Genomic DNA, 24,235 nt, shown 5'->3' on the forward strand with positions numbered 1-24,235 from the left:
GCTCGGGACGCGTTGTTTCATTGGGGACGGCTCAGCTGCAAGCGGCGTACCTTGACCAGACCGGGCGCCAGATTCTCGCGGGCCACCTCGATCACCTGCACCTGCACGCCATGACGATCCGCCAGGGTCGCCAGCCAGATCAGCAGATCATCGAACGCTACCGTGTCGATCCACACTTGCAGCTCCTGGCCCTGGGGCTGCAACCGGGCAATCTTGATCTTCTGGTTGAAGGCGGTACGGTTGACCACCCCTTCCAGGGTGCCGCTGGTATCGAGCTGGCGGCCCTGGCCACCCTGCAGCGCCAGCACCTCTTCACCCTTCTCTTTCAGCCAGGCGAGGGTCTGCTGCTGACTCAATACCTGCCGCTCGCGCTCGTCGATGCGATTGCCGATGGGCTGCCAGATGACCCAGTAGCAGAAGCCGATCAACAGCACACTGCCGCCCACCGCCACCAGCCGCTGTTCGCGGGCGCTGATGCCGCGCCACCAGCCTTGTAGTTTGTCCATCATGATGATTTACCCTTCAGCACCAGTGCCCCTTCAACCTTGCCTTCGGTGCTGCGCACCTCCCCCTGCTGCACGTCGAAGCGCTTGCCGGCCAGCTCGCGAAAACGCTCGATCTCGGCAAAGCCGGGAGCCGTCACCTGCAACCTGAGCTCGCCGCGAGCCGCGTCGAAACGCAGCACCTCGGGCTTGAGGCCGGGCACTTCGGCGAAGGTAGGGGCCAGCTCGGTCAGCACCATCAACACCCCGTCCTGCGGCGTCTGCCCCAGCTGCTGGAGGTGCTGGGTCATCTGGCTGCGCACGTTGACGATGCGGCTCTCCCCCGGGAAGATCCGGGTATAAACTTGCCGGATCTCCGCCTTGAGCGCCTTGTCCTGCTCCGCCAGCTGATAGAGCTGCACGCCGCGCTGGGCGAACGCCACCACCAGCAGCGCTCCGGCCACCACCGCCACCTTGCGCCACTGCTGCCAGTAACGGGAGTATTCGGTCTGCGGCCGGTAAGGCCCCTGCAGCAGGTTGGCCTGACTGGCGAGCGCGCCCCGGGCCAGCAGCAGCATGGGCAGCTCGGGATCGGCCGCCTGCCAGCTGGCCGCTGCAATGGCCGGCGGCGGGGTATGGCTGTGAATGGTCACCGGCGCCGGCTCCGCCGCCAGCAGCATGGCCAGCAGCGGCTCGTCGGCGACGATGCCCTGACAGGGGCCCTGGCGCAGCAGCCACTCCTTGCCCAGTTGCAGCGCCGACCAGCCCTCGCTCGCCTGCGGCAGCGCCAGCACGTCCGGCAGCAGCTGCCGGCTCTTGAGACCAGCCTGCTCCAGCCAGCCAAGCCAGGTCTGCATCTTCTCCTTGTCGACCGCCATCAGGTCCACCTCGTGCCCCTGATGACCCAGCACCACCAGGTGCAGCTCATCCACGTCGGAGGCGATTTGCTCCTCCAGCAGATAGGGCAAGGCGGCCGCAGACTGGCGGCTGTATTTGCCCGGCAGGCTCACCCGCCGGAAGATAAGATCGCTGCCGGGCACCAGCACCACCGCCGGGCGGCCACCGGCCCGCTCCTGCAGCTCGCCAAGGGCATGGGCCGAGGCCAGGGTACCGGAGGCGATCACCTCCTCTTCCCCACCCGACCACACCAGCCACTCGACCGGCTGCTGCGCATTGGTCCCCAGACGGATGACCAGACTCTCGCTCACTAATGTCTCTCCTGCCATGCTCGCTCGCATCCCTCGGGATGGGCGGGCGCGCAGCCATGGGCTGCAGTCCAATCGGGGGATGGCGCGGGCCGGCCAACGGCCGTCGCCCGCCTCCCTTGTTATTCGGCGCCGCCGTTCAGACGGCGCAGCATCACCAGCTTGTTGTCCTTGCCGCGCACGAAGACGCTCTCCAGCCGGGCCCGGGTGTCACCCACCTCGGCAATCAGCCTGGCCTCGAAATAGCTGCTCTTGACGTCCAGCGCCGCATCCAGCCCCTGGATGTTGCTCACCTGTACCGGCATCTGGTCCGTCATCTCCTTCTTGTTCTTCCACCCCTTCTGGGGGCGGCTGGTCAGCACCCGCTTGGCATCGTCCAGCCCCACCTTGTCCAGATAGAGCGCCACCAGCAGGGCCGACTGCTCCGGCCGGATGGTGTTGACGTTCACCACCAGCTTGTCGTTGGGCAGGGCGCACACATAAGGCGCCAGCCGAGCGTACAGCTTGGCGCTCACCCCGCGCACCGCCCGCAGCTCGTCGGTGCCGAGCATCCACTGGTTGGCGGTCAGATAAGGGGGGGTGAGCCCTTCGTAATAGGCATCCTCGGCACCGTAGCTCGACACCAGCACGGTATCCTTGTCGGTCCAGTCGCGGATGGCATCGGTCAGCTGCACCGCCTCGTAATCTTCAACCTCGAGCTGCTTGAGCAGCGCCTTGAACACCTTGACCGGATAGGGCTGCTTCTCCAGATCGTCACCGCTGATCCCGTCCTTCAACGGCACGCTCAGGCTGTTGAGGTTGAAGCAGGATTGCAGATCCCGCACCCGGCCGGTGAGCTTGCCGTCATCCACCGGGAAGACCGCATCCTGGCGCGCCCAGTTCTGCCCCAGGCTGACCACGTTGGGGTCGTCCTTGAAATCCTGGGCCAGCACCTTGCTCACCAGCGCCTCCGCCGACATGGCATACCACCAGGCCTGCTTGCCGGCGGTGAGATTGGCGGTGCGGCGCAGCTCCAGCTGCAGGCGGCCGCTCATGTTGCTGGCGATGATCACCATCACCGACAGGATGAGCAGCACCACCAGCAGGGCCATACCCCCCTGGCGGCCCGGTGTGGTGCGGGATCGGCCCCGGCCGCGCTTAATTGCCATTGTCCGCTCGCTGGCCGCCAGCACCGATCAGGAACTGGCGGCGGATGGTGCCGTAGTCTTCCAGATCCAGCTCCACCGCCAGCCCATAGGGCAGCACGTTGCGCTGGGTCCACTCCTCTTTCCAGGCGCCCTTGTCGTAGAAGTAGAGTCGCAGCGCCGTCACCCGCTCCAGCATGGGCTGGATGCGCGGCTCGGTGCCGATCACCGGATCCGGGTAGAGGTAGCTCAGCCGCTCCAGCTTGTGATCCTTGAGGCGCCAGCCGACCCGCTGCAGGCCGGAGCGCGGCAACATGCCGTCCGGGTTGAGCCAGCCGCCGCGCATGAAGGCCATGCCCCAGTCGTCGCTCTGCTGGCCAAAGCGGGAGGCCGCCAGCAGCACCTTGTTGTTCTCGCCGTCGATGCGGCCGCTGCGCGGCACCATCTGGGTGATATCCCGCTCCAGCACGGAGAAGGCCAGTTGCAGCTCGGAGAGACGATCCTCCTTGCGCTTGGCCACCTCGTCGCTGGTGAGCACCCCTTGCAGCACCTGATAGGCGCCCAGGCTCAGGCCGGCGAAGATGGCGATGGCCACCAGCATCTCCAGCAGGGTAAACCCCGCCTGACGCCGGCTCATGTATACACGTTGCTGCGGATTCATCGGCTGATGCCGGCTCCGGCTTATGGAGACACCTTGATGCAGGTTCATCGGCTGATGCCGGCTCCGGATCATGGAGACACCTTGATGCAGGTTCATCGGCTGATATAGGTCCGGATCATGGCCACCGGGCTCTCGGCCTTGGGCGCAGTACGCACTTCCATGTCCAGCGCCTTGAAGTTGCTGTCGGCGGTGGCGACGCCGCGATAGCGCCAGTACCAGGTCTGACCCGCCATCTGCTCGTCCCCTTCCACCCAGCTGTCACCGGGCCACTTGGCTTCGAGCTTCTGCTGCACCAGCTGGTTCTCCACCACCCAGGTCGCCAGGGTCTTCTGTTCCAGATAGTTGAGGCCGGAGAGGTGCTCGCTGGCGGTCTTCATCACCGCCAGCCCGGCGATGGCGAACACCGCCAGCGCCACCATGACTTCCAGCAGGGTCATGCCGCGGGCGTTCATTCCTCTTCCTCCTCGTCCTGCAGCAGACGCAGGCGGCCAAACTCGTCCGCCTTGACCGTGCGCACATAGCGCAGATCGTCGTCCTGCTGGGTCAGGGTCAGCACGAAGGGGGTCAGCTCCCCACCGGGAAAGATGAACACCTGCGGCGTGCGCTCCTTCTCGTCGCGCCCCTTCTCGTACTTCTCGTCGGATTCGGTCCGCCAGCTGAAGCCCTCGAGCTCGATGGCCAGTCGCATGTTGTCGGGCAACTCGACCCGATCCAGCAGCTTGTCGCCGCTCATCACCTGCCACTTGCGATCCTTGGCCGCGCGCTGCATGAACTGCCAGCTGTTGTCCTCGACACGCAGGCCCACCAGCCGGCCATCCATCACCGAGTACTCCTGCGCCTGCTGCAGCACGGCCATGAAGCGGCGCGCCTGCTTGTCGAGCTCTCTATCCCCCCTGGCGCCGCCCATGCTGAGGGTGACGGCAGTGGCAACCAGCCCCATCAACATGGCCACCAGCAACACTTCCAGCAGGGTAAAACCGGCCTGGCGACGGGCAGAAGAGGCCACCTTCATTCAGGCAGCCTCGAGATGACTCGGTGAGCGCGACGCGGCGGGATCACTTATTGGAAGTCCTTCAGGTTCCAGTTGCCGATGTCGTCATCGGTACCGGCTTCGCCATCCAGCCCCATGGAGAAGATATCGATCTTGCCGAACTGGCCCGGGCTCAGCATCTGGTACGGGTTGCCCCAAGGATCCTGCGGCAGGCGCTTGATGTAGCCCCCTTCGCGGTAGCTGCGCGGCTCAGGTGCGGCGGTCGGCTTGTTGACCAGCGCGTCCAGCCCCTGCTCGGTGGTCGGGTAGCGGTTGTTGTCCAGCTTGTACATGTCGAGGGCGTTTTCCAGCGCCACTATGTCGGAGACCGCTTTCTGCTGGTCGGCCTTCTCCTTGTTGCCCATCAGGTTGGGCACCACCAGGCTGGCCAGGATCCCCAGGATCACGATGACCACCATCACTTCCAGCAGGGTAAAACCCGATTGACGACGCTTTTGCATGACTTACTCCCTCACGAAATGAGATGGCATGAACCATCAACGATTAACTGTTAAACCACGATCGTTCGATGACGCCTGTCGGCTAATCGAACCTACGGAGTTGATTGGATTGGTAGGTTCGAATAGCGCAGCGTATTCGAACGTCCGAACCTTACATATTCACCATATTGTTGAGCTCGAGGATCGGCTGCAGGATCGACATCACGATAAACAGCACCACCCCGGCCATGGAGACCACCAGCATGGGTTCGAATACCCCGAGGGCGATGTTCACCTGGGTTTCGAACTCCCGATCCTGGTTGTCCGCCGCCCGCTCCAGCATGTTGTCGAGCTCGCCGCTCTGTTCGCCGGAGGCGATCATGTGCAGCATCATGGGCGGAAAAATTTTGGTTTCATCCAGCGACTTGCGCAGGCTGGTCCCCTCCCGCACCCGCTCGGTGGCCTCACCGATGCGCATGCGGGCAAAGTCGTTGGAGAGCACTTCGCCGGAGATCTTCATCCCCTCCAGCAGCGGCACGGCGCTGGCGTTGAGGATGCTCAGGGTGCGAGCAAAACGGGCGGTGTTGAGACCGCGGCTGACCCGGCCGATCACCGGCAGGCGCAGGATGAGCTGGTGCCAGTGACGGCGACGCTTGTCGTCGGTCAGCCACCAGCGCCAGACAAAGCCGCCCACCAGCAGCAGCAACAGGAACCAGAGGCCGTAGTGCTGCATCAGCTCGCTGGTACCGATGAGGAAGCGGGTGGTGGCCGGCAGTTGCTGGCCCATGTGTTCGAACTGGGCGACCACCTTGGGCACCACGGCGGTGAGCAGGATGGAAATGACGCCGATGGCGACGCAGGTCAATACGATGGGGTAGATCATCGCCTGCAGCAGCTTGGTGCGCATGTGCTGACGCTGCTCGGTGTAGTCGGCGAGGCGGTTGAGCACCTTCTCCAGGTGACCGGACTTCTCGCCGGCCGCCACCATGGAGCGGAACAGCTGATCGAACACATGGGGAAAGGCCGCCAGCGAATCAGCCAGCGAATAGCCTTCCACCACCTTGCTGCGCACCGTAGCCACCATACTGCGCAGGTGAGCCTTCTCGCACTGCTCGGCGACGGCCTTGAGCGCCTCTTCGATGGTGAGCCCGGCCCCCACCAGAGTGGCCAGCTGGCGGGTGATCATCGCAAGCTCAGCGGTGCTGGCACCACGGCGGAACAACACGAAGCGGTTCGCCTCGCGCTTGGCCTTCTCGGTGGTCTCGTTCACCTCGAGCGGGGTCAGCCCCTGCTCGCGCAACAGCTGGCGTACCTGGCGGGCGGAATCCCCCTCCAGCACGCCGCTCTTGTTGCGTCCCTTGCCGTCGAGGGCCTTGTATTCGAATGCTGCCATCTCAGTCTTCCCGGGTCACGCGCAGCACCTCTTCGAGGCTGGTCTGCCCCTTGAGTACCTTGTCGATGCCGTCGCGGCGGATGCTGGGGGTATGACCCCGGATCAGCCGCTCGATGGCCAGCTCGCCGCTGGCGCTGTGGATCGCCTCGCGCACCGCTTCGTCGATCACCACCAGCTCGTGGATGCCGGTCCGGCCACGATAGCCGGTGTGGTTGCACTGCTCGCAGCCCACCGGCCGCCACACCTGCTGATCCGGCGCCAGCTCGATGCCCATGGCCAGACGCTCCTGCTCGGTGATGGGGCGCGGCGCGCGGCAATCGGGGCAGAGGGTGCGCACCAGCCGCTGGGCCAGTACCGCCAGCAGCGAGGAGGAGAGCAGGAAGGGCTCGATGCCCATGTCCCGCATCCGGGTGATGGCACCGATGGCGGTGTTGGTGTGCAGGGTCGACATCACCAGGTGACCGGTCAGCGACGCCTGCACCGCGATCTGGGCGGTCTCGAGGTCACGAATCTCCCCCACCATCACCACGTCCGGATCCTGGCGCAGAATGGCGCGCAGGCCGCGGGCGAAGGTCATGTCCACCTTGCTGTTGACCTGGGTCTGGCCCACCCCTTCGAGGTCATATTCGATGGGGTCTTCGACGGTCAGGATGTTGCGATCCCGCGAGTTGATCTCGGAGAGGGCCGCGTAGAGGGTGGTCGACTTGCCCGAACCAGTCGGGCCCGTCACCAGAATGATGCCGTGAGGCTTGCGAATGAGTTCGCTGATGATGTTGCGGTTGGCCAGCGTCATGCCGAGCTGCTTGAGCTCGAGCCGCACGTTGTTCTTGTCGAGCAGACGCAGCACCACCCGCTCGCCGTAGCTGGACGGCATGGTGGAGACCCGCACGTCCACCGCCCGGCCGCCGATGCGCAGTGAGATGCGGCCATCCTGCGGCACCCGCTTCTCGGCGATGTCCATCCGCGACATGACCTTGATGCGCGACACCAGCAAGGAGGCGAGCTTGCGATGGGGACGCAGGATCTCCCGCAGCACCCCATCGATACGGAAGCGGATCACCAGGGCCCGCTCGAAGGTCTCGATGTGGATGTCGGACGCCTCTTCTTTTATCGCCTCGCTCAACATGGCGTTGATGAGGCGGATGATGGGGGCGTCGTCGTCGGCGTCCAGCAGGTCTTCACTCTGGGGCAGCTCTTCGGCCAGCGCGAAGAAGTCCATCTCGTTGCCGAGATCCTCCATCAGCTGGCGCGCCTCGGAGGAGTCGCGCTGGTAGTGGGCCATCAGCAGTTCTTCGAAGGCTTCGCCGTCCATCTGCTCCACCGTGAAGGCGCAGCCCGCCACCCGCCGCACTTCCAGCAGGGTTTGCGGCGTCACGCCCTGGCGGCAGAGCAGCACCGGGGCCCCCTGCCGCTCGGTCAGGATCACCCCGAAGTTGCGGGCGAAGGCAAACGGCAGCTCGGGCAGGGTTGCCGGCATGTCGACGCCATCCAGCTGGTATGCCGCCATTACTTGTTACCCACGAATGGCTGGGACCCGCCGCTCGTCTGCGGGGCCGACTGTGTCTGCTGGAGCTGCTTCTGCACCTCGGGCGACATGGTCACGCCCTGGCCGTACTCGGGCAGCACCTGGCGCTTGGGCGAGGTGAGATAGCCCTCCTGCGCCGCCGCCTCCTGCTGCTCGGAGCGGAACTGGGAGTACTTGTTGCTGGAGATACCGCTGTAGACATCGGCATCACGCAAAATGGTCGGTCGGATAAAGACCATCAGATTGCGCTTGGAGGTCGAGTTGGAGGTCGAGCGGAACAGGTAGCCCAGCACCGGGATGTCGCCGAGCAGCGGTACCTTGGAGACCTTCTCCTGGGTCTTCTCGTCCATCAAGCCGCCCAGCACCACGGTCTCGCCGCTCTTCACCAGCACAGCGTTCTTGATGGTACGGGTATCGAAGGTCGGGCCCAGCGTGCTGGTACCGGGTGCCTGGGTCTGCGCCACGCTGGAGACCTCCTGCTCGATATTGAGCAGCACGGAATCCCCCTCGTTAATCTGCGGCGTCACCACCAGCTTGGTACCCACCGTCTTGCGCTCGATGGTGTTGAACACCTGATCGCTGGTGGTGGAGCTCTGAGAGCCGCTCTGCACCGGCACTTCCTGGCCGACGTTGAATGAGGCTTCCTTGTTGTCCATGGTGACGATACTCGGGGTGGAGAGAATATCGTTCTTGGTATCGGTCGACAGGGCCGTCACCAGCGCGGCCCAGTTGCCCTTGTAGAAGCCGGCCGCCATACCGTTGAAATCCTTGGCCAGCGAGGCCAGACCGGTGGTGGTACCGTTCTTCTGGTAATCCTTGGCCGCGATGGCCACCGAACCGATGGGCAGGCCGGTGTCGGTGAACTGGGTGCCGCCGCCATTGGTGTTGGCCCACTGCACCCCGAGGTTGAGGCCGTCGCCATCGGCGATCTCGACGATGATCGCCTCCACCAGCACCTGGGCACGGCGGATGTCGAGCTTGGCGACCACCTGCTCCAGCTCCGCCATCACGTCCGGCTGGGCGGTGATCACCAGCGCATTGGTGGTCTCGTCGGCGGAGATGGCCAGCTTGCCACCGCCGATGCTGGCACCGCCACCCCCTGTGGTGGTGGCCGCGCCGCCCTTCTTGTCCGCCTCGATGCTGGAGCTGACGCCCTTGAGCACCTCCACCAGATCCTTGGCCTTGCCGTATTTCAGATAAAAGACCCGGGTGTTGCCCTGGCTCTGCAGGTCACGGTCGAGCTGGTGCACCATCTGGATGATGCGGGCGCGCGCCTTGGGCTCGCCGCTCACCACCACCGAGTTGGTGCGCTCATCGGCCACCACCTTGGGCGCCAGCAGCAGGGAGGTGTTGCCGCCCTGGTTGTTGCCGTCCTTGTTGAGGTTGGTCACCAGCCGCACCATCTCGCCGGCGGAGGCGTACTTCAGCTTGACGATGTCCACTTCCTGGTCGCCCGCCTTGTCGACCCGGCGCACCACTTCCACCAGCCGGTTGACCACGGCGGCGCGGCCGGTGATCAGCAACACGTTGGAGGGGTCGTAATGGACCACGTTGCCACCGCCTGCGTTGTCGTTGAGCTGGCGCAGCAGCGGCGCCAGTTCGCGCACCGAGACGTTGCGCACCGGCACGACCCGGGTCACCATCTCGTCGCCGCTGCCGGGGTTGCTCTCGTCCACCACCGGGATGGCGGAGGTCTTGGCATCCTTGGAGCGCACCACCTTGAGCACGCCGTTGTCCATGGGGACCACGGCGAAGCCATAGACATCGAGCACGCTCAGGAAGAACTGGTAGTACTGGTCTTCGTTGAGCAGGTCATAGCTGCGGACGTTGATCTTGCCGCGCACCGAAGGCTCGATGATGATGGTCTTGTTCAGGTTCTTGCCGACCGTGTTGATGAACTCTTCGATGTCGGCATTCTTGAAGCTGGCGGAATATTCGGTGGCCCAGGCAGAACCTGCCATCATCAGCGCCGCAGCCACGGTGGCCAGACGCCAGCCCTTCCCTTTATTTATCATTCTTGGTGCTACTCCAAATCATTATTCTGACAAGCCGACATAAACGTCGTAGAGCTGTCCTTGCCGCTCGACGGTGACGGTCATTTCCGTTGCGCCAGCCACCTGCTGCATTGCCTGCATGGCCTGAGCGTTATCCCGCAGATCCAGTCCATTGATGCTGACCGCCATGTCGTTGGCGACCAGCCCCAGTTGATTGAACAGTTCCGGATTGCTGCCCGGATTGAGGCGATAGCCGACCATGCGACCATCGACCCGGACCGGGGAAATATTGAGGTAATCGGTGATCTTGCCGGGGTTGCCCATCAGCTCATTGCGTACCGAGGAGAGCTTGCCGTCCTGGTTGCCCGGCTTGGGCAGCGGCTTGCCGTACTCTTCCCCGTCCAGCATCAGGGTCTCGTCACGGCCGTCCCGCTCGATGATGACCCGATCCGGGAACACCTGGCGGATCTTGGCCTGGGTACCATCGATGAGATCACCGATGCCGTAGGAGTTCTGCAGCCCGTTGTGGGCGATGATGGCAATGGATTTGGCGGGATCCGAGCTCGCCAGCACGCCGTTGAGCTGGGCATTGAGCTGGGTCTTGGGAGCATCGGCTGCGACAACATCGGCCGCCTGGGCCTGCTGTTTGGCCTTGCCGAACAGTGCCAGCCGGCTGACGCCGCTCAGGTTGAGTCGGTTTGCGCCCTGGCTCTGATTGGCGACCACCGACGGTTGCCAGGACTGGCTGACGGGCTGGCTGCCGAGATCCAGCAGACGCCAGGTGAGACCGGCACACTGGTGGGCCAGCAACAGCAGCAGAAGCCAGAACAGAGGCTGGCTGAATCGGGAGAGTGGCACGGTTTTACAACGGGCCAGAAGGGAGCTCAACAAGTCATCCCTGAACGGTAGCGTCATGTTTATCAATATTTTCTGGCATCCAAATCGGTTGGCTATTGTGTACGGCAATGGACCCAGAGACAACCGACCGGATGGGATGAAGCTGCGAAAATTGACATTCCGTCACACCATCAGCCCCCCTGTTTCTATCCCGGGGCCCGCCTCTGGTATAATCAGGCACCCCTTTCAGCCATTCCGGAGTCGATTCATGCCGAACCCCGCAGAAACCCCAGCCCTGGTCCGTCTCGACAAGTGGTTGTGGGCGGCACGTTTTTACAAGACCCGCAGCCTGGCCCGCGACCAGATTGAAGGGGGCAAGGTGCATTACAACGGCCAGCGCAGCAAACCGGGCAAGCATGTCGAGGTCGGCGCCCTCATTCGCTTCTGGCAGAATCAGGACGAACGGGAAGTGCGGGTGCTCGAGGTGAGCGAGCAGCGCAAGTCCGCCCCGCTGGCCCAGCAGCTCTATGAAGAGACCGAGGCCAGCCTGAAAAAGCGGGCCGAAAACAGCGAGGCACGCCGCTTCAACAGCCAGTTTGCGCCAAGCCCCGAGCGTCGCCCCGACAAACAGGAGCGGCGCCAGCTGATCAAGGTCAAGCAATATTGACCCGCCAAGATGGCCCTTTTATGACGACAGTTGCCGGAATAAGTTCCTAACCAGCTGTTTATTAATGTTTTTATCTATTTACCCCACCGAAGAACCCAGGAATGCATGATGAGTAACCAAGATCTCCTGTATCGCTATCTGTTCGAAGAGTACGAAGTCCGGGGCGAGCTGGTCCAGCTGGACCACACCTATCGCCACGTGGTTGAGGCCCAGAACTACCCGGTACAGGTGCAAAAACTGCTGGGTGAACTGCTGGTCGCCACCAGCCTGCTGACCGCCACCCTCAAGTTCGAAGGCTCCATCACGGTGCAGCTGCAGGGCAACGGCCCGGTACGGCTGGCCGTCATCAACGGCGACAACAATCAGCAGCTGCGTGGTGTGGCCCGCTATGAAGGGGAACTGCCGAGCGATGACAAGCTGCAGAGCCTGATCGGAGAAGGCCAGCTGGTCATCACCATCACCCCGGAGCAGGGTGAACGCTATCAGGGCATCATAGCGCTGGACGCCGACACCCTGGCCGGCTGCCTGGAGCACTACTTCGCCCAGTCCGAACAGCTGGCGACCAAGCTGTGGATCCGCACCGGCTACCACCAGGGTGAGCCGCGCGCCGCCGGCATCCTGCTGCAGGAGCTGCCTGCCCAGAGCGAGGATCACAGCGACGATTTCGAACACCTGACCCAGCTCACCAGCACCATCAAGGATGAAGAGCTGTTCGGTCTGGAAGCGGAAGAGATCCTCTACCGCCTCTACCACCAGGACAAGGTGCGGGTGTTCGATCCGCAGGCGGTCGAGTTCCGCTGCACCTGCTCCCGCGCCCGTTGCGAAGGGGCTCTGCTGCAGATAGAGAAAGAAGAGGTGATGGAGATGGTGCAGGAGCTCGGCAAGATCGACATGCACTGTGATTATTGCGGCGCCCAGTACCAATTTGATGGGATCGACGTCGAAACCCTGTTCAGCAGGGCTCCCGGTAATGATGCAAACAAGTTACACTAATTGAAGGCGGGCAAAACCCGCCTTTAACTTAAATAACAAAAAAATACCCTATTTTATAAAGTTTGATGGCGATCGCTAAACTCTACCACCTAAGTGATAGGATGAACGCCAGATAGAACCCTACCAACCTCTGAACCCAGGAGAATACAATGACAATCGTGGCAGAACCCACCCTGGCCAAGCAATTAGGACTGGACCAGTACGGTATCAAGAACTCCACTGAAATCCTGCGCAACCCTTCCTACGACCAGCTGTTCGCGGAAGAGACACGTGCCGACCTGGAAGGGTTCGAGCGCGGCGTGGTGACCGAACTGGGCGCCGTCAATGTCAATACCGGCATCTTCACCGGCCGCTCCCCTAAAGATAAATATATCGTCAAAGACGCCACTACCCAGAATACTGTGTGGTGGTCTGACCAGGGTAAAAACGATAACAAAGCCATCAGCCCGGAAGTGTGGTCACATCTGAAATCCCTGGTGACCAAACAGCTCTCCGGCAAGCGCCTGTTCGTGGTCGACGGCTTCTGCGGTGCCAACCCGGATACCCGCCTCGCCGTGCGCATCATCACCGAGGTGGCCTGGCAGGCGCACTTCGTGAAAAACATGTTCATTCGCCCGAGCGATGAAGAGCTGAAAACCTTCAAACCGGACTTCGTGGTGATGAACGGTGCCAAGTGCACCAACCCGAACTGGAAGGAACAGGGTCTCAACTCCGAGAACTTCGTCGCCTTCAACCTGACCGAGAAGATCCAGCTCATCGGCGGCACCTGGTACGGTGGCGAGATGAAGAAGGGGATGTTCTCCATGATGAACTACTTCCTGCCCCTGCGCGGCATCGCCTCCATGCACTGCTCCGCCAACGTGGGTCAGGACGGTGACGTGGCCATCTTCTTCGGCCTGTCCGGTACCGGCAAGACCACCCTCTCCACCGATCCCAAGCGTCAGCTGATCGGCGATGACGAGCACGGCTGGGACGACGACGGCGTGTTCAACTTCGAAGGCGGCTGCTACGCCAAGACCATCAAGCTCTCCAAGGAAGCCGAGCCGGACATCTACAACGCCATCCGTCGCGATGCGCTGCTGGAGAACGTGACCGTGGCGGCCGACGGCACCATCGACTTCGACGATGGCTCCAAGACCGAGAACACCCGGGTCTCCTACCCCATCTATCACATCGAGAACATCGTCAAGCCGGTCTCCAAGGCGGGTCACGCCAACAAGGTGATCTTCCTGACCGCCGACGCCTTCGGCGTGCTGCCCCCGGTCTCCAAGCTGACCAAGGAGCAGACCAAGTACCACTTCCTCTCTGGCTTCACCGCCAAGCTGGCCGGTACCGAGCGCGGCATCACAGAGCCGACCCCGACCTTCTCCTCCTGCTTCGGCGCAGCCTTCCTCTCCCTGCACCCGACCAAATACGGTCAGGAGCTGGTGAAACGGATGGAAGCCTCCGGCGCGGAAGCCTACCTGGTCAACACCGGCTGGAACGGCACCGGCAAGCGCATCTCCATCAAGGATACCCGCGCCATCATCGACGCCATCCTGGATGGCTCCATCGAGAAGGCCGAGACCAAGGTGCTGCCGATCTTCAATCTGGAAGTACCGACCGCCCTGCACGACGTGAACCCGGCAATCCTCGACCCGCGCGACACTTACGCCAACAAGGCCGAGTGGGATGCCAAGGCGCAGGATCTGGCCCAGCGCTTCATCAAGAACTTCGAGCGCTTCACCGACAATGAAGAGGGCAAGCGTCTGGTAGCGGCAGGCCCGCAGCTGTAACAGCCAGCCCCGTTCACTGCCAATCTCATACCGGTCAGCCCAGCTGGCCGGTATTTTTTTGAGCAGAGCGCGGCGTTTGACTCCCGCCAAACCTTGCCTTGTGGGCCCTTGCGCGTTAGATTCAGCCCAACTTTATACAATATACAATTTTGTAACGATTCCCCTGTGACCCGATCATGACCCCACCCTACAAGACCCGTACCCAAATGGTGATGGAAAACCTCCGTGGCCGGATCCTGCGCGGTGAGTTTCCCGCCGGCGCCCCCCTGCGCCAGGACGCCATCGCCAAGGAGCTGGCGGTGAGCCGCATTCCGGTGCGCGAAGCCCTGATGCAGCTGGAAGCGCAGGGGCTGGTGAAGTTCGAGGCCCACCGCGGCGCCGTGGTCACCATGCTGGACGCCGCGGCCATCGAGGAGCTCTTTTATTTGCGAGCCCTGCTGGAAGCCGATACCCTGTTCCACGCCGTCGACCTGATGACGGAGGAGACCTTCGCCAGGGCGCAGGCGATCCTCGCCCAGTTCGACCAGGCCCTCGAGTCGGGCACCCAGATCGAACGCTGGGCCGAACTGAACCACAGTTTTCACGCCACCCTCTATCAGGCCGCCGGCCGCCCCCAGGCACTGGAGCTGATCGCCCAGATCAATCTGAGCTGTGACCGCTATGTGCGCTTCGAGCTGCTGTTCGCCAGCGATGGCGTCGACAAGGCCGAGCGCGAGCACGCCCAGCTGCTGGAGCTGTGCCGCGCCCGCCGCAAGCACGAGGCGGTGGTTCTGCTCAAGCAACATATCGAGGCGGCTGGCCAGTCCATCAAGCGGATCCTGGACAGCGGCCACAACCACTGAACACTCACATCACAACAATCTGGCATTAACGACATGAATCATTTCGAGATTATTGAAACCCGCGTCGCCCAGGTCAGGGCCGAACTGGCCATGATGGAGCTGGACGCCTTCATCGTCCCCCACGACGACGAGCACCTGGGGGAGTACATTCCCGCCTACGCCGAGCGACTGGACTGGATCACGGGTTTCAACGGCTCCGCCGGCCTCGCTATCATCCTGGCGCAGCGGGCGGCCCTGTTCATCGACGGTCGTTACACGGTGCAGGCACGCATGCAGGCACCGGCCGAGCTCTTCGAGTTTCTCCATCTGGTGGAAGATCCCCATGTGCAGTGGCTGGCGGATCAGCTGCCGTCCGGCTCCCGGGTCGGCTTCGACGCCCGCCTGCACAGCCTGGCCTGGTATCACAATGCCAAGGCGGTGCTGACCGAGCGCGGCATCGAGCTGGTGCGGGTCGAGCAGAACCCCATCGATCTGCACTGGAGCGATCGCCCCGCCCCCACCAAGAATCCGGCCATCCTCTACAGCGAAGCGCTGGCGGGCCAGTCCAGCCAGGCCAAGCGCGAGATGCTGGCCAGCGATCTGCGCAAGCGCGCTCTGGATGCGGTGCTGCTGACCCAGGCCGAGCCCATCAACTGGCTGCTCAACCTGCGCGGTCGCGACGTGGAGCGGCTGCCGGTGGTGCTGGGGTTTGCGGTGCTCTACGCCAACGCCACCATGGATTTCTTCGTCGACACCGACAAGATCGACTGCTTCGCCTTCAGCCAGCACGTGGGGCAGGATGTCTCCGTCTACCCCATCGACAAGCTGGGTGACGTGCTGCAGCGCATCGGTGAAGACCAGCAGAAGGTGCTGGCCGATCCCAACACCGCCAACGCCTGGACCCAGCTGGTCATGGAAGAGGCGGGCGCCATCCTGGTGGCCGGTCAGGACCCGACCATGCTGCCCAAGGCATGCAAGAACGAGGTGGAGCTGGCCGGCATGCGCGCCGCCCATCTGCGCGACGGCGTCGCCGTCACCCGCTTCCTGGCCTGGCTGGATCGGCTGATCGCCAGCGGCGAGTTCGACGGGGTGGATGAAGGCACCCTGGCCGACCAGCTGGAAGCCTTCCGCCGCGAGCAGGAGCACTATGTCGAGCCGAGCTTCGACACCATCTCGGCGCTCGGCCCCAACGCCGCCATGTGCCACTACCGCCACACCAACGGCACCCCGCGCACCTTTGGCCAGGACAGCATCTATCTGGTGGACTCCGGCGCCCAGTATCTGGACGGCACCACCGACATCACCCGCACCATCAAGGTGGGTGAGCTGACCGACGAGCACAAGGCGATGTTCACCCGGGTACTGCAGGGTCACATCGCGCTGGATCAGGCCCGCTTCCCACGCGGCACCGCCGGCATCCAGCTCGACGTGCTGGCCCGCCAGCCGCTGTGGCAGGCCGGTTACAACTACGACCACGGCACCGGCCACGGCGTCGGCCACTTCCTCAGCGTGCACGAAGGCCCGCAGCGCATCGCCCCCAAGGGCAGCCTGGTGGCCCTGCAGCCGGGCATGGTGCTCTCCAACGAACCTGGCTACTACCGGGAAGATGCCTTCGGCATCCGTTGCGAGAACCTGGTGGTGGTCACCGAGCAGGAGCAGATCGGCGAGCTGCCGATGCTGGGCTTCGAGCGGCTGACCTATGTACCGTTCGATACCCGCCTCATCGATCGCAGCCTGTTGAGCCCGGCCGAGTTCCGCTGGATCAACGAGTATCACGCCGAGGTCTACCGCCGCCTGAGCCCGCTGCTGGAGGGCGAGGATCTCGCCTGGCTGGAGCAGGCAACCAGCCTCATCTAAGCGCAGACAAACAGAGCGGTCTGATGAAACAGGGCCCGCGGGCCCTGTTTTTTTGCCCGCCGGTTTGACCTGTATCAAGACCCCGTCGCCCCAGGTCCGGACAATGCCCTGCATGACGACCCATCACTCCCACCCCGCGCGCCCGGCCCGTGCCGACAAGGTGCCCGTGCATCCCAGGCTCAAGCGGGAGCAGCAGACGGTCAGCGCCATGATCCGCCTCTACTGCGACCATCATCATCAGGATCCCGCCTGCCGGCACTGCCAGCAGTTGCAGGAGTTTGCCCACCAGCGGCTGCGCCGCTGCCGCTATGGTCACGGCCACAAGCCCACCTGTGCCAACTGCCACATCCACTGCTATGCCCCGGCCATGCGCAAGCAGATCCAGCTGGTGATGAAGTGGAGCGGCCCGCGCATGCTGTGGCATCACCCCTGGCTGGCCCTGCGCCACCTGCTGGACAGCCGTCGCAAGGCCCCCAAACGACCAGGCAGCCGTCCCCTGCCGCCCTGAGTCGGGGCCACCCTGCTGCTTACTGCCCCAGACCCGCTTGCATCAGCCCGGCGGGCCCACTACCCTGTGGCTCCTTTTTGACTGCCGCCCGGCAGCACGTACGACACCACAGGAGCCCGGATGCACCAGCCCCCCGTTTTGAGAGTGGCGCGCCACACCGACATGCACGCCATCTGGCAGATCGACGTCAATGTATTCGGGGAGGATGTCTATCCCGGCTTCTTCTTCCGCCAGGCCATGGATCTGTGGCCCGAGCTGCTGCTGGTGGCCGAGCTGGACGGCAAGCTGCTGGGCTATGCCCTGGGCGGACTGGGACAGGATCGGTCGCAGGGCTGGCTGCTCTCCTTGGCGGTACTGCCGGAGGCACGCGGCTTCGGCCTGGCCGAACGCATGATGCTGCAGGTAGAGCAGTCACTGCTGACACTGGGGATCGAGCGGGTCAGACTGACGGTGGACCCGGCCAATCCGGCCCAGCGCCTCTACTTTCGACTCGGTTATCAGCAACTGGCCGAGGAGCGCGACTATTTCGGCCCGGAGGAGGATCGCCTGCTGCTGGAAAAACGGCTCGACTGAGCCGGCGGTGACGGGGTTTGCGGGGCCCGGGCCTTATAATTGGTTACACTTTGCTGGTTTCATGCTCAATCCGGTTGGCGTAGAGTTGAATCACTGACCGAACAAACCAGATTAGATGCCAGCCCAGGAGGCCCATCATGTTGAAACGCATTACCCTCATCGCCCTGTTGGCCACCACCACCGCCACCACCCTCAGCGGCTGTGCCAACAGCGACGTCTACTCCGGTGACGTCTACACCAAGGATCGCGCCAAACAAGTGCAGACCGTCAGCTACGGCACCATCCTCTCCACCCGCCCGGTCAAGATCCAGGCCGATGAGAACTCGCTGATCGGCACCATTGGCGGCGCCGTGGTCGGCGGCCTGCTCGGCAGCACCATTGGCGGCGGGCGCGGCAGTGACATCGCCGCAGCCGGTGGCGCCATCGCGGGTGCGGCAGCGGGCAAGGCGGCCGGTGACAAGCTCAACCAGGTGGACGGCGTCGAACTCGAGATCAAGAAAGAGAACGGCGAATCCATCGTGGTGGTGCAAAAGGCCAGCCCCACCTTCGTGCCGGGCGCCCGGGTACGCATGACCCAGGGCAACGGCACCATCAACGTGGCCGTGGTCAACTAAGCCCTCGGAGCCCTCCGCCCATGAGAAAGCCCTCGCACTGCGAGGGCTTTTTTTATTGCCATGTCGGCCGGGAATTACTGACGGATCAGCCGGAAGATGGCGTAACCAGGGTGCTGGGCGTCATCCATCGGCAGGGTGGACTTGTACTCCAGATCCGCACCGGCCAGCTGTTTGGCCTCTTCGCGGGGAGAGGAGTAGAGCCGCACGTCCACATTGGCCGGCAGGGCCTTCATGTGCCAGTTGTTGTTGGCCGCCGGGCTGAAGCCGGCCGGGTTGTCGGCAGACTGGGCCTTCAGGTACTGGGCGATGATCTCGCGCGTCTCGAAGGGGTCTTCATGCACTATGTTGCTGCCGTCGATACCCGGGAAGTGGCCGCCGCCGCTGGCGCGGTAGTTGTTGGTCACCACGTAGAACTTCTGGGCCGGATCGATGGGCTGGCCGTTGAAGGTGAGGCTGCTGATACGCTGGCCGTCGCTGACCTTGGCCCCTTCCTTGTTGTAACGGGCCGGCTGGGTGATATCCACCTCGTAGTTGACCCCGTCGATCACGTCGAAGTTGTAGGTGGGGAACTTCTCGTTCACCAGCCACTGCACCTCGGTCTTGCCGGTGTCGATCTGGTTGAACTGGCCGGCACTCATCTCCAGCCACTCCTTGACGGTGGCCCCGTTCACCTCGACCACCTGCAGGGTGTTCGGATAGATGTAGAGGTCGGAGACGTTGCGCAGGGAGATGTCGCCCTGAGCCACGTAGGTGAAGTCATTGATGCCGTTGCGGCCGCCACGGAACGGGGCCGCCACCGACAGGATGGGGTAGGACTCCTTGAGCAGACCGTCTTTTTGCAGCTGTTCGGCATGCTTGCGCTGGGCATCGCTCACCAGTTGCACCGAAGGGTCGTCCTGCACCAGGGCGAAGAAGCTGTGGATGGAGGAGGTGATCTTGCCGAGCGGCTCGTCCAGCCACTGGTTGGTGGCGTCGTGGTCGGCCTGCACCAGGTCTACCACCCGTTGATCCACCGCGCTGCCCTCGCTGGAGTCGATCTTGCGCAGGCTGGCCTGGCTCTGTTTCACCTGCCACTTGCCGTCCACCTGCTCCAGCTTGAGGTCGATGATGCCGAGGTGGTTGCCCCAGTAACCCGGCATCACGGTCGGAATGCCGCTCAGGGTACCGGCCTTGTTGTCCACCTCCGGCAGATCCGGGAAGTCACCCGGGAAGTTCTTGTGGGCGTGACCCAGCATCAGGGCATCGACCCCCTTCACCTTGGCCAGGTGCCAGGCGGAGTTCTCCATCATGGCCTCGTAGCTGCTGGCGTTGATGCCGGTATGGGCCACCACTACGACTATGTCGGCGCCCTTGGCGCGCAGCTCGGGCACATAGTGGTTGGCGGTCTCGACCATGTCGGCCACCACCACCTTGCCTTCCAGGTGACGCTTGTCCCACTGCAGCACCTGCGGCGGAGTCAGCCCCAGGATACCGACCTTGACGGTCTGCAGCTGGCCCTTGTCATCCTTCACCTTGCGCTCCAGCAGCAGGTAGGGGGTGAACTTGTTGCCGCTCCAGTCTATTTGCCCCTTGGCATCGCGCTTGAAGGCGCCCGCCTCGAACACGTTGGCGTTCACATAGGGGAACTTGGCCCCCTGCAGGGTCTTGGTGAGGTAATCCAGCCCGTAGTTGAACTCGTGGTTGCCCAGGTTGCCGGCATCGTAGCCGAGCTCGTTCATTGCCTTGAACACCGGGTGAGCCTGCTTGTCGAGGTAACCGGCACCGGACTGCTCGAAGATGTAGTCCGCCAGCGGCGTACCCTGGATCAGGTCGCCGTTGTCGAGCAGCAGGTTGTTGGGGTTTTCCGCGCGGGCCGCGCGGATCAGCAGCGCGGTGCGGGAGAGGCCAAACTTGCGATCTTCCTTGTTCTGGTAGTAGTCGTAGCCCAGCACGTTGGAGTGGATATCGGAGGTCTGGATCAGACGCAGAGCAACCTCACCCGGTTGCGCCTTGCTGTCGTTTTCATTGCTACAGGCAGATAACAGCACGATGGCTGCAATAGCACCCAGCTTCATGGTTTTATTCACTGTCTTGTCCCTTTTATTATGAGTGTCGCTTTACCAGCGACGGGAATTTAACAGACGAATATGTCAGCGCATGAAGCCGGGATTAATTTTTATGAGGTGCGGCACAAAAATAGCCTTATGACGCCAGCAGAGCCCCGCTCGCCAGCTGCAACGCCAGCCCCAGCATGATGAAACCAACAATAGTATCAATAGCTTGCTGAACCCTGCCGCGAGCGAGCCAGGGCGAGAGGGCCGCTGCCCCGAACGCCAGGCTGTAGAACCAGACCAGCGAGGCCAGCATGGCCCCCGCCGCAAAAGCCGGCCGCAACTCTTCGGCAAACTGGCTGCCGAAGGAGCCGAGCAGCATCAGGGTATCCAGGTAGACGTGGGGGTTGAGCAGGGTCACCCCGAGGGTCATGGCCAGCACGCTCTTGACCCCCATCAGCTGGGGGGAGTCCGCAAGCTTGGCTCCCTGCCCGCGCCAGGCACTGCGCAGGGAACGGATACCGAACCAGCCGAGAAACAGCACGCCGCCCCAGGTCAGCAGGGCCAGGCCGATCGGGCTGGCCGCCAGCAGGTTGGCCCCGCCAAACACCCCGATGCCGATCAGCACGAGATCGCACAGGCAGCAGAGGGTCGCCGTCAGCAGATGGTGGTTGCGGTGGATGCCCCGACTCAGCACGAAGGCATTCTGGGCACCGATGGGAATGATCATGGCAAGGCCGAGGGTGAAGCCTTGCAGGGTGGTAGCAAACATGGGTGAACCGTCCAGCAGAGTGATTGGACGGCACTATAAGGGGGGCAGCTCTATTTAGAGAAATTCATTGATCTGCTGAGTCATTGGTTTTGCTAATGACCGTGCAGCAGGCATAACCCCTTCGGGGCAGAATGGCCGCCATTCGGCCATGACTGTCAATTGCAGGATCTGACAATTGTTAGCCAATCACTCTGCCCCGAGAATCATCGGGTTTTATTGCATCAGCTTGGGGAAGTTGGTGACCACGACCTGCTCGAGATTGGGCAGCAAAATGCCACTGCTCACCCCCTTGGCGATGGCCTGGTAGCGATTCATCGACCCCGTTTTACGGGTGACCTGATTGAGGTGGTAGTTCACGGTTCGTTCCGTGATCCCCAGGATGCAGGCGATTTCACCCGACGTTTTCCCTTCACTGGCCCAGAACAGGCATTCGGTCTCCCGGTCAGTCAGGGCCTCCTGAGGGTCATCTTCCCGCAGACTGACCCGCACAATCCGGATCGCCGCCTCGAAGATGTAGTTGGACATCCAGGAGAGGATGGGCGAGGACTCCAGCAGCAGATCGCTCGATGCCCGCTCGGCGGTGATGAACGACAGTATGCCGTTCTCCCCTGCCGCACCGTGCAACGGGAACGAAATTCCGTTGCGCAGCCCGAACTCCGCCGCCAACCCCATCACGTCAAGACTGCCCTCTTGCAGAAAACGCGCCCGCTCATCCAGCCGGTTCCAGTAAATGGGCAAGGTCTGCTTGCGGGCCAATTGAATGATGGGATCACAGGCCAGCATATGGTTGGCCGTGTAGGCCTGCACCCAGGAGTCTGGGCACTGGTTGAACAGCACCACCTTGGGTCTTTGCATCGACATGGGAATGATCAGCGCAAACCGGTAGTAGTCGTAACCCATACCGAGCGTGAACCGACCGATCAACTCGGCCAAACGATCCCCGTCCGTTACCGAAGTGAAATGTTCGAGGTACTCAAGCAGTTGGTCTTGTTTCATATGCTAGCCCCCCTGGCCAGGGCCTCGATTATAGCGCCGAACACTGAAATGGAGACATCTGAATGCTTGTTTTCAAAGGAAAATTAAAAGAACACCCCAGATGGGAGGTAGAAAACGAGCTTTATCGCTTTCGCAATCGCGTCTTCTCCGATCGCCTCGGCTGGGATGTGGAATCCCACCGTGGTCTGGAGCAGGACAGTTTCGATACCCCTGATACCCACTGGGTGCTGATCGAAGACGAGGAAGGCCTGTGCGGCTGTATCCGTCTGCTCAGCTGTGCCCAGGATTACATGCTGCCCAGCATCTTCCCCACCGCCCTCGCCGGTGAAGCCCCGCCGCGCAGCAACGACGTGTGGGAGCTGACCCGCCTCGCCATCGATGCCGAACGGGCTCCCCGGCTCGGCAACGGCATCAGCGAACTGACCTGCATCATCTTCCGCGAGGTCTATGCCTTCGCCAAGGCGCAGGGGATCCGCGAGCTGGTTGCCGTGGTCAGCCTCCCGGTAGAGCGGATCTTCCGCCGTCTCGGCCTGCCCATCGAACGGCTCGGTCACCGCCAGGCGGTGGATCTGGGCGCCGTGCGCGGGGTCGGGATCCGCTTCCATCTGGATGAGCGTTTCGCCCGTGCAGTCGGCCAGCCCCTGCAGGGTGCCTACGACGAGGCGCGCGAACTGGTCACCGAATAAAGGCGACGCAAAAAAATCCCGGGGTAAGACCCGGGATTAAAAGTTCTCGCTATGGCCCGTTTCCACCCCATGCAAAAACGGACGCAAAAGAGTATCTCTTGAATACCTTTTGACCACCACTGTCACATCTCACAGTGACAAATCCGCTTTGACCCCACAGCCCTTGTCACGCCTGGTCTGCCGACATTTTCAGCGATCTCCGGTTGTTCTCCATCCACCACTTGAGTAGCATCCCTTCTCAATTCCCTCTGTTGATAAGGCATGCTGATGAAGGCGTTGGATTACAAGCTACTGCTGGCGCTGGATGCGGTGATGCAGGAGCAGAACTTCGAGCGGGCCGCCCAGCGCCTGCACATCACCCAGTCCGCCATCTCCCAGCGCATCAAGCAGCTGGAGCAGCAGTTTGCCGAGCCGCTGCTGATCCGCGGCCAGCCGCTGCAGGCCACCGCGCTCGGGCAGAAGCTGCTGGCCCACTACCGTCAGGTGCGCCAGCTGGAGCTGGAACTGGCTGGTGAGCTCTCCCCCGCCGAGCCGCAGGCACCGATCCGGGTCAGCATCGCCGTCAACGCCGACAGCCTGGCCACCTGGTTTCTGCCGGCCCTGGCCCCGCTGCTGGAACAGCACCCCATCGAGCTGAACCTGCTGGTGGATGACGAGAGCCGCACCCTGGATCGGGTACGCGAGGGGCAGGCGTTCGGCGCCGTCAGCCTGCACGGCCAGCCGCTGGCCGGCTGCTGCGTCGACGAGCTCGGCGAGATGCGCTACCTGCTCACCGCCAGCCCCGCCTTCGTCGCCCGCCACTTCCCGCAGGGGCTGACCCTGGCTGCGCTGGCCAAGGCGCCGGCGGTGGCCTTCGATCAGCGCGACGACATGCACGTCAGCTACATGGCCCGCCACTTCGGGCTGGAGCCCGGCGGTTACCCCTGTCACACGGTGCGCTCGTCCGAGGCCTTCGTTGCCATGGCCGAACAGGGGCTGGCCTGCTGCCTGATCCCGGAATTGCAGATCCGCCGCCAGCTGGCGGAGGGCAGCCTGCTCGATCTCAGCCCGGACCAGCATCTGGTCGAGCGGCTCTACTGGCACCGCTGGGTGCTGGAACGGGGGCTGCACAAACAGATATCCCAGCGCCTGATCGAGCAGGGTCGCCGGGCACTGCAACCCGGCTGAACCGGCCATTCACCTTGGCTTTGGAGGGGTAAAAACGTATAGTGCTGGGCGATCCGTCATCAGGTCTCCACCCAGGTTTTCCACT

General features: G+C 63.0%; 24 protein-coding genes. 10 read left to right on the forward strand and 14 right to left on the reverse strand.

Going from position 1 to position 24,235, the window contains the following annotated elements; all coding sequences use genetic code 11:
* Nucleotides 1-17: 17 nt before the first annotated feature.
* The 11 genes from exeM to exeC all read right to left on the reverse strand — a co-directional run bounded on the left by exeM (nt 18) and on the right by exeC (nt 10,745).
* On the reverse strand, nt 18-509 hold the full coding sequence (exeM, locus tag OKC29_RS04725) for a GspM family type II secretion system protein ExeM (RefSeq protein WP_016349344.1): 492 nt from the start codon (nt 507-509) through the stop codon (nt 18-20).
* The gene (gene exeL, locus OKC29_RS04730; RefSeq protein WP_011704547.1) at nt 506-1,690 is read right to left on the reverse strand and encodes a GspL family type II secretion system protein ExeL; all 1,185 of its coding nucleotides are present in this window, start codon (nt 1,688-1,690) and stop codon (nt 506-508) included. The genes exeM and exeL overlap by 4 nt, the downstream gene beginning before the upstream one ends.
* 119 nt (nt 1,691-1,809) lie before the next feature.
* Nucleotides 1,810-2,835 (reverse strand): GspK family T2SS minor pseudopilin variant ExeK, encoded by a 1,026-nt coding sequence (exeK, locus tag OKC29_RS04735; RefSeq protein ID WP_060390462.1) that lies wholly within the window; start codon nt 2,833-2,835, stop codon nt 1,810-1,812.
* Entirely contained in the window at nt 2,825-3,448 is a 624-nt protein-coding gene (gene exeJ / locus OKC29_RS04740) for a GspJ family T2SS minor pseudopilin variant ExeJ (protein WP_408786903.1), read from the reverse strand. The genes exeK and exeJ overlap by 11 nt, the downstream gene beginning before the upstream one ends.
* A 116-nt stretch (nt 3,449-3,564) precedes the next feature.
* Entirely contained in the window at nt 3,565-3,924 is a 360-nt protein-coding gene (gene exeI, locus OKC29_RS04745; protein ID WP_073348808.1) for a GspI family T2SS minor pseudopilin variant ExeI, read from the reverse strand.
* Nucleotides 3,921-4,484, reverse strand: a complete 564-nt coding sequence (exeH, locus tag OKC29_RS04750) for a GspH family T2SS minor pseudopilin variant ExeH (protein ID WP_073348807.1) — start codon at nt 4,482-4,484, stop codon at nt 3,921-3,923. The genes exeI and exeH overlap by 4 nt, the downstream gene beginning before the upstream one ends.
* A 47-nt stretch (nt 4,485-4,531) precedes the next feature.
* Nucleotides 4,532-4,963, reverse strand: a complete 432-nt coding sequence (gene exeG / locus OKC29_RS04755) for a GspG family T2SS major pseudopilin variant ExeG (protein WP_005308483.1) — start codon at nt 4,961-4,963, stop codon at nt 4,532-4,534.
* A gap of 151 nt (nt 4,964-5,114) precedes the next feature.
* Nucleotides 5,115-6,335 (reverse strand): GspF family T2SS innner membrane protein variant ExeF, encoded by a 1,221-nt coding sequence (gene exeF / locus OKC29_RS04760; protein WP_010635230.1) that lies wholly within the window; start codon nt 6,333-6,335, stop codon nt 5,115-5,117.
* A gap of 1 nt (nt 6,336) precedes the next feature.
* Entirely contained in the window at nt 6,337-7,842 is a 1,506-nt protein-coding gene (gene exeE, locus OKC29_RS04765) for a GspE family T2SS ATPase variant ExeE (protein ID WP_073348806.1), read from the reverse strand.
* Complete coding sequence (gene exeD / locus OKC29_RS04770; RefSeq protein WP_024943634.1) at nt 7,842-9,875, reverse strand: GspD family T2SS secretin variant ExeD; 2,034 nt, start codon at nt 9,873-9,875, stop codon at nt 7,842-7,844. Before exeD ends, exeE begins: the two co-directional genes overlap by 1 nt.
* 21 nt (nt 9,876-9,896) lie before the next feature.
* Nucleotides 9,897-10,745, reverse strand: a complete 849-nt coding sequence (gene exeC / locus OKC29_RS04775) for a GspC family type II secretion system variant ExeC (protein WP_278254840.1) — start codon at nt 10,743-10,745, stop codon at nt 9,897-9,899.
* A gap of 214 nt (nt 10,746-10,959) precedes the next feature.
* Between exeC and hslR the strand changes: the two genes are divergently transcribed.
* From hslR to OKC29_RS04815, 8 genes are all read left to right on the forward strand, one after another.
* On the forward strand, nt 10,960-11,358 hold the full coding sequence (gene hslR, locus OKC29_RS04780; RefSeq protein WP_270668962.1) for a ribosome-associated heat shock protein Hsp15: 399 nt from the start codon (nt 10,960-10,962) through the stop codon (nt 11,356-11,358).
* Nucleotides 11,359-11,466: 108 nt separating this feature from the next.
* Entirely contained in the window at nt 11,467-12,351 is an 885-nt protein-coding gene (gene hslO / locus OKC29_RS04785; protein WP_024943636.1) for an Hsp33 family molecular chaperone HslO, read from the forward strand.
* Between the two features lie 149 nt (nt 12,352-12,500).
* Nucleotides 12,501-14,126: a phosphoenolpyruvate carboxykinase (ATP) gene (gene pckA, locus OKC29_RS04790; protein WP_073348803.1), complete on the forward strand. Its 1,626-nt coding sequence runs from the start codon at nt 12,501-12,503 to the stop codon at nt 14,124-14,126.
* A 176-nt stretch (nt 14,127-14,302) separates the two neighbouring features.
* Nucleotides 14,303-14,968, forward strand: a complete 666-nt coding sequence (locus tag OKC29_RS04795) for a GntR family transcriptional regulator (RefSeq protein WP_011704535.1) — start codon at nt 14,303-14,305, stop codon at nt 14,966-14,968.
* A gap of 33 nt (nt 14,969-15,001) precedes the next feature.
* Nucleotides 15,002-16,804, forward strand: a complete 1,803-nt coding sequence (locus tag OKC29_RS04800) for an aminopeptidase P family protein (protein WP_073348802.1) — start codon at nt 15,002-15,004, stop codon at nt 16,802-16,804.
* Between the two features lie 112 nt (nt 16,805-16,916).
* Nucleotides 16,917-17,312, forward strand: a complete 396-nt coding sequence (locus tag OKC29_RS04805; protein ID WP_162275595.1) for a nitrous oxide-stimulated promoter family protein — start codon at nt 16,917-16,919, stop codon at nt 17,310-17,312.
* Between the two features lie 120 nt (nt 17,313-17,432).
* Entirely contained in the window at nt 17,433-17,885 is a 453-nt protein-coding gene (locus OKC29_RS04810; protein WP_073348800.1) for a GNAT family N-acetyltransferase, read from the forward strand.
* Between the two features lie 137 nt (nt 17,886-18,022).
* The gene (locus OKC29_RS04815) at nt 18,023-18,499 is read left to right on the forward strand and encodes a glycine zipper 2TM domain-containing protein (protein ID WP_005308463.1); all 477 of its coding nucleotides are present in this window, start codon (nt 18,023-18,025) and stop codon (nt 18,497-18,499) included.
* Between the two features lie 74 nt (nt 18,500-18,573).
* Here the strand turns inward: OKC29_RS04815 and OKC29_RS04820 are convergent, their stop codons facing one another.
* From OKC29_RS04820 to OKC29_RS04830, 3 genes are all read right to left on the reverse strand, one after another.
* Nucleotides 18,574-20,553, reverse strand: coding sequence for a bifunctional 2',3'-cyclic-nucleotide 2'-phosphodiesterase/3'-nucleotidase (locus OKC29_RS04820; protein ID WP_029301886.1), 1,980 nt, complete (start codon nt 20,551-20,553; stop codon nt 18,574-18,576).
* A gap of 127 nt (nt 20,554-20,680) precedes the next feature.
* Nucleotides 20,681-21,301 carry an L-lysine exporter gene (gene lysE, locus OKC29_RS04825; protein WP_011704530.1) on the reverse strand — a complete coding sequence of 207 codons (621 nt, stop codon included), beginning with the start codon at nt 21,299-21,301 and terminating at the stop codon, nt 20,681-20,683.
* A 213-nt stretch (nt 21,302-21,514) separates the two neighbouring features.
* Nucleotides 21,515-22,297 (reverse strand): LuxR family transcriptional regulator, encoded by a 783-nt coding sequence (locus OKC29_RS04830; RefSeq protein ID WP_005315931.1) that lies wholly within the window; start codon nt 22,295-22,297, stop codon nt 21,515-21,517.
* 62 nt (nt 22,298-22,359) lie between these two features.
* Between OKC29_RS04830 and OKC29_RS04835 the strand changes: the two genes are divergently transcribed.
* On the forward strand, nt 22,360-22,983 hold the full coding sequence (locus OKC29_RS04835) for an acyl-homoserine-lactone synthase (RefSeq protein ID WP_011704528.1): 624 nt from the start codon (nt 22,360-22,362) through the stop codon (nt 22,981-22,983).
* A 267-nt stretch (nt 22,984-23,250) separates the two neighbouring features.
* On the forward strand, nt 23,251-24,150 hold the full coding sequence (locus tag OKC29_RS04840) for a LysR family transcriptional regulator ArgP (RefSeq protein WP_011704527.1): 900 nt from the start codon (nt 23,251-23,253) through the stop codon (nt 24,148-24,150).
* The last annotated feature ends 85 nt before the right edge of the window (nt 24,151-24,235 follow it).

The organism is Aeromonas sp. QDB34, assembly GCF_027705405.1.
Lineage (GTDB): Bacteria > Pseudomonadota > Gammaproteobacteria > Enterobacterales > Aeromonadaceae > Aeromonas > Aeromonas hydrophila.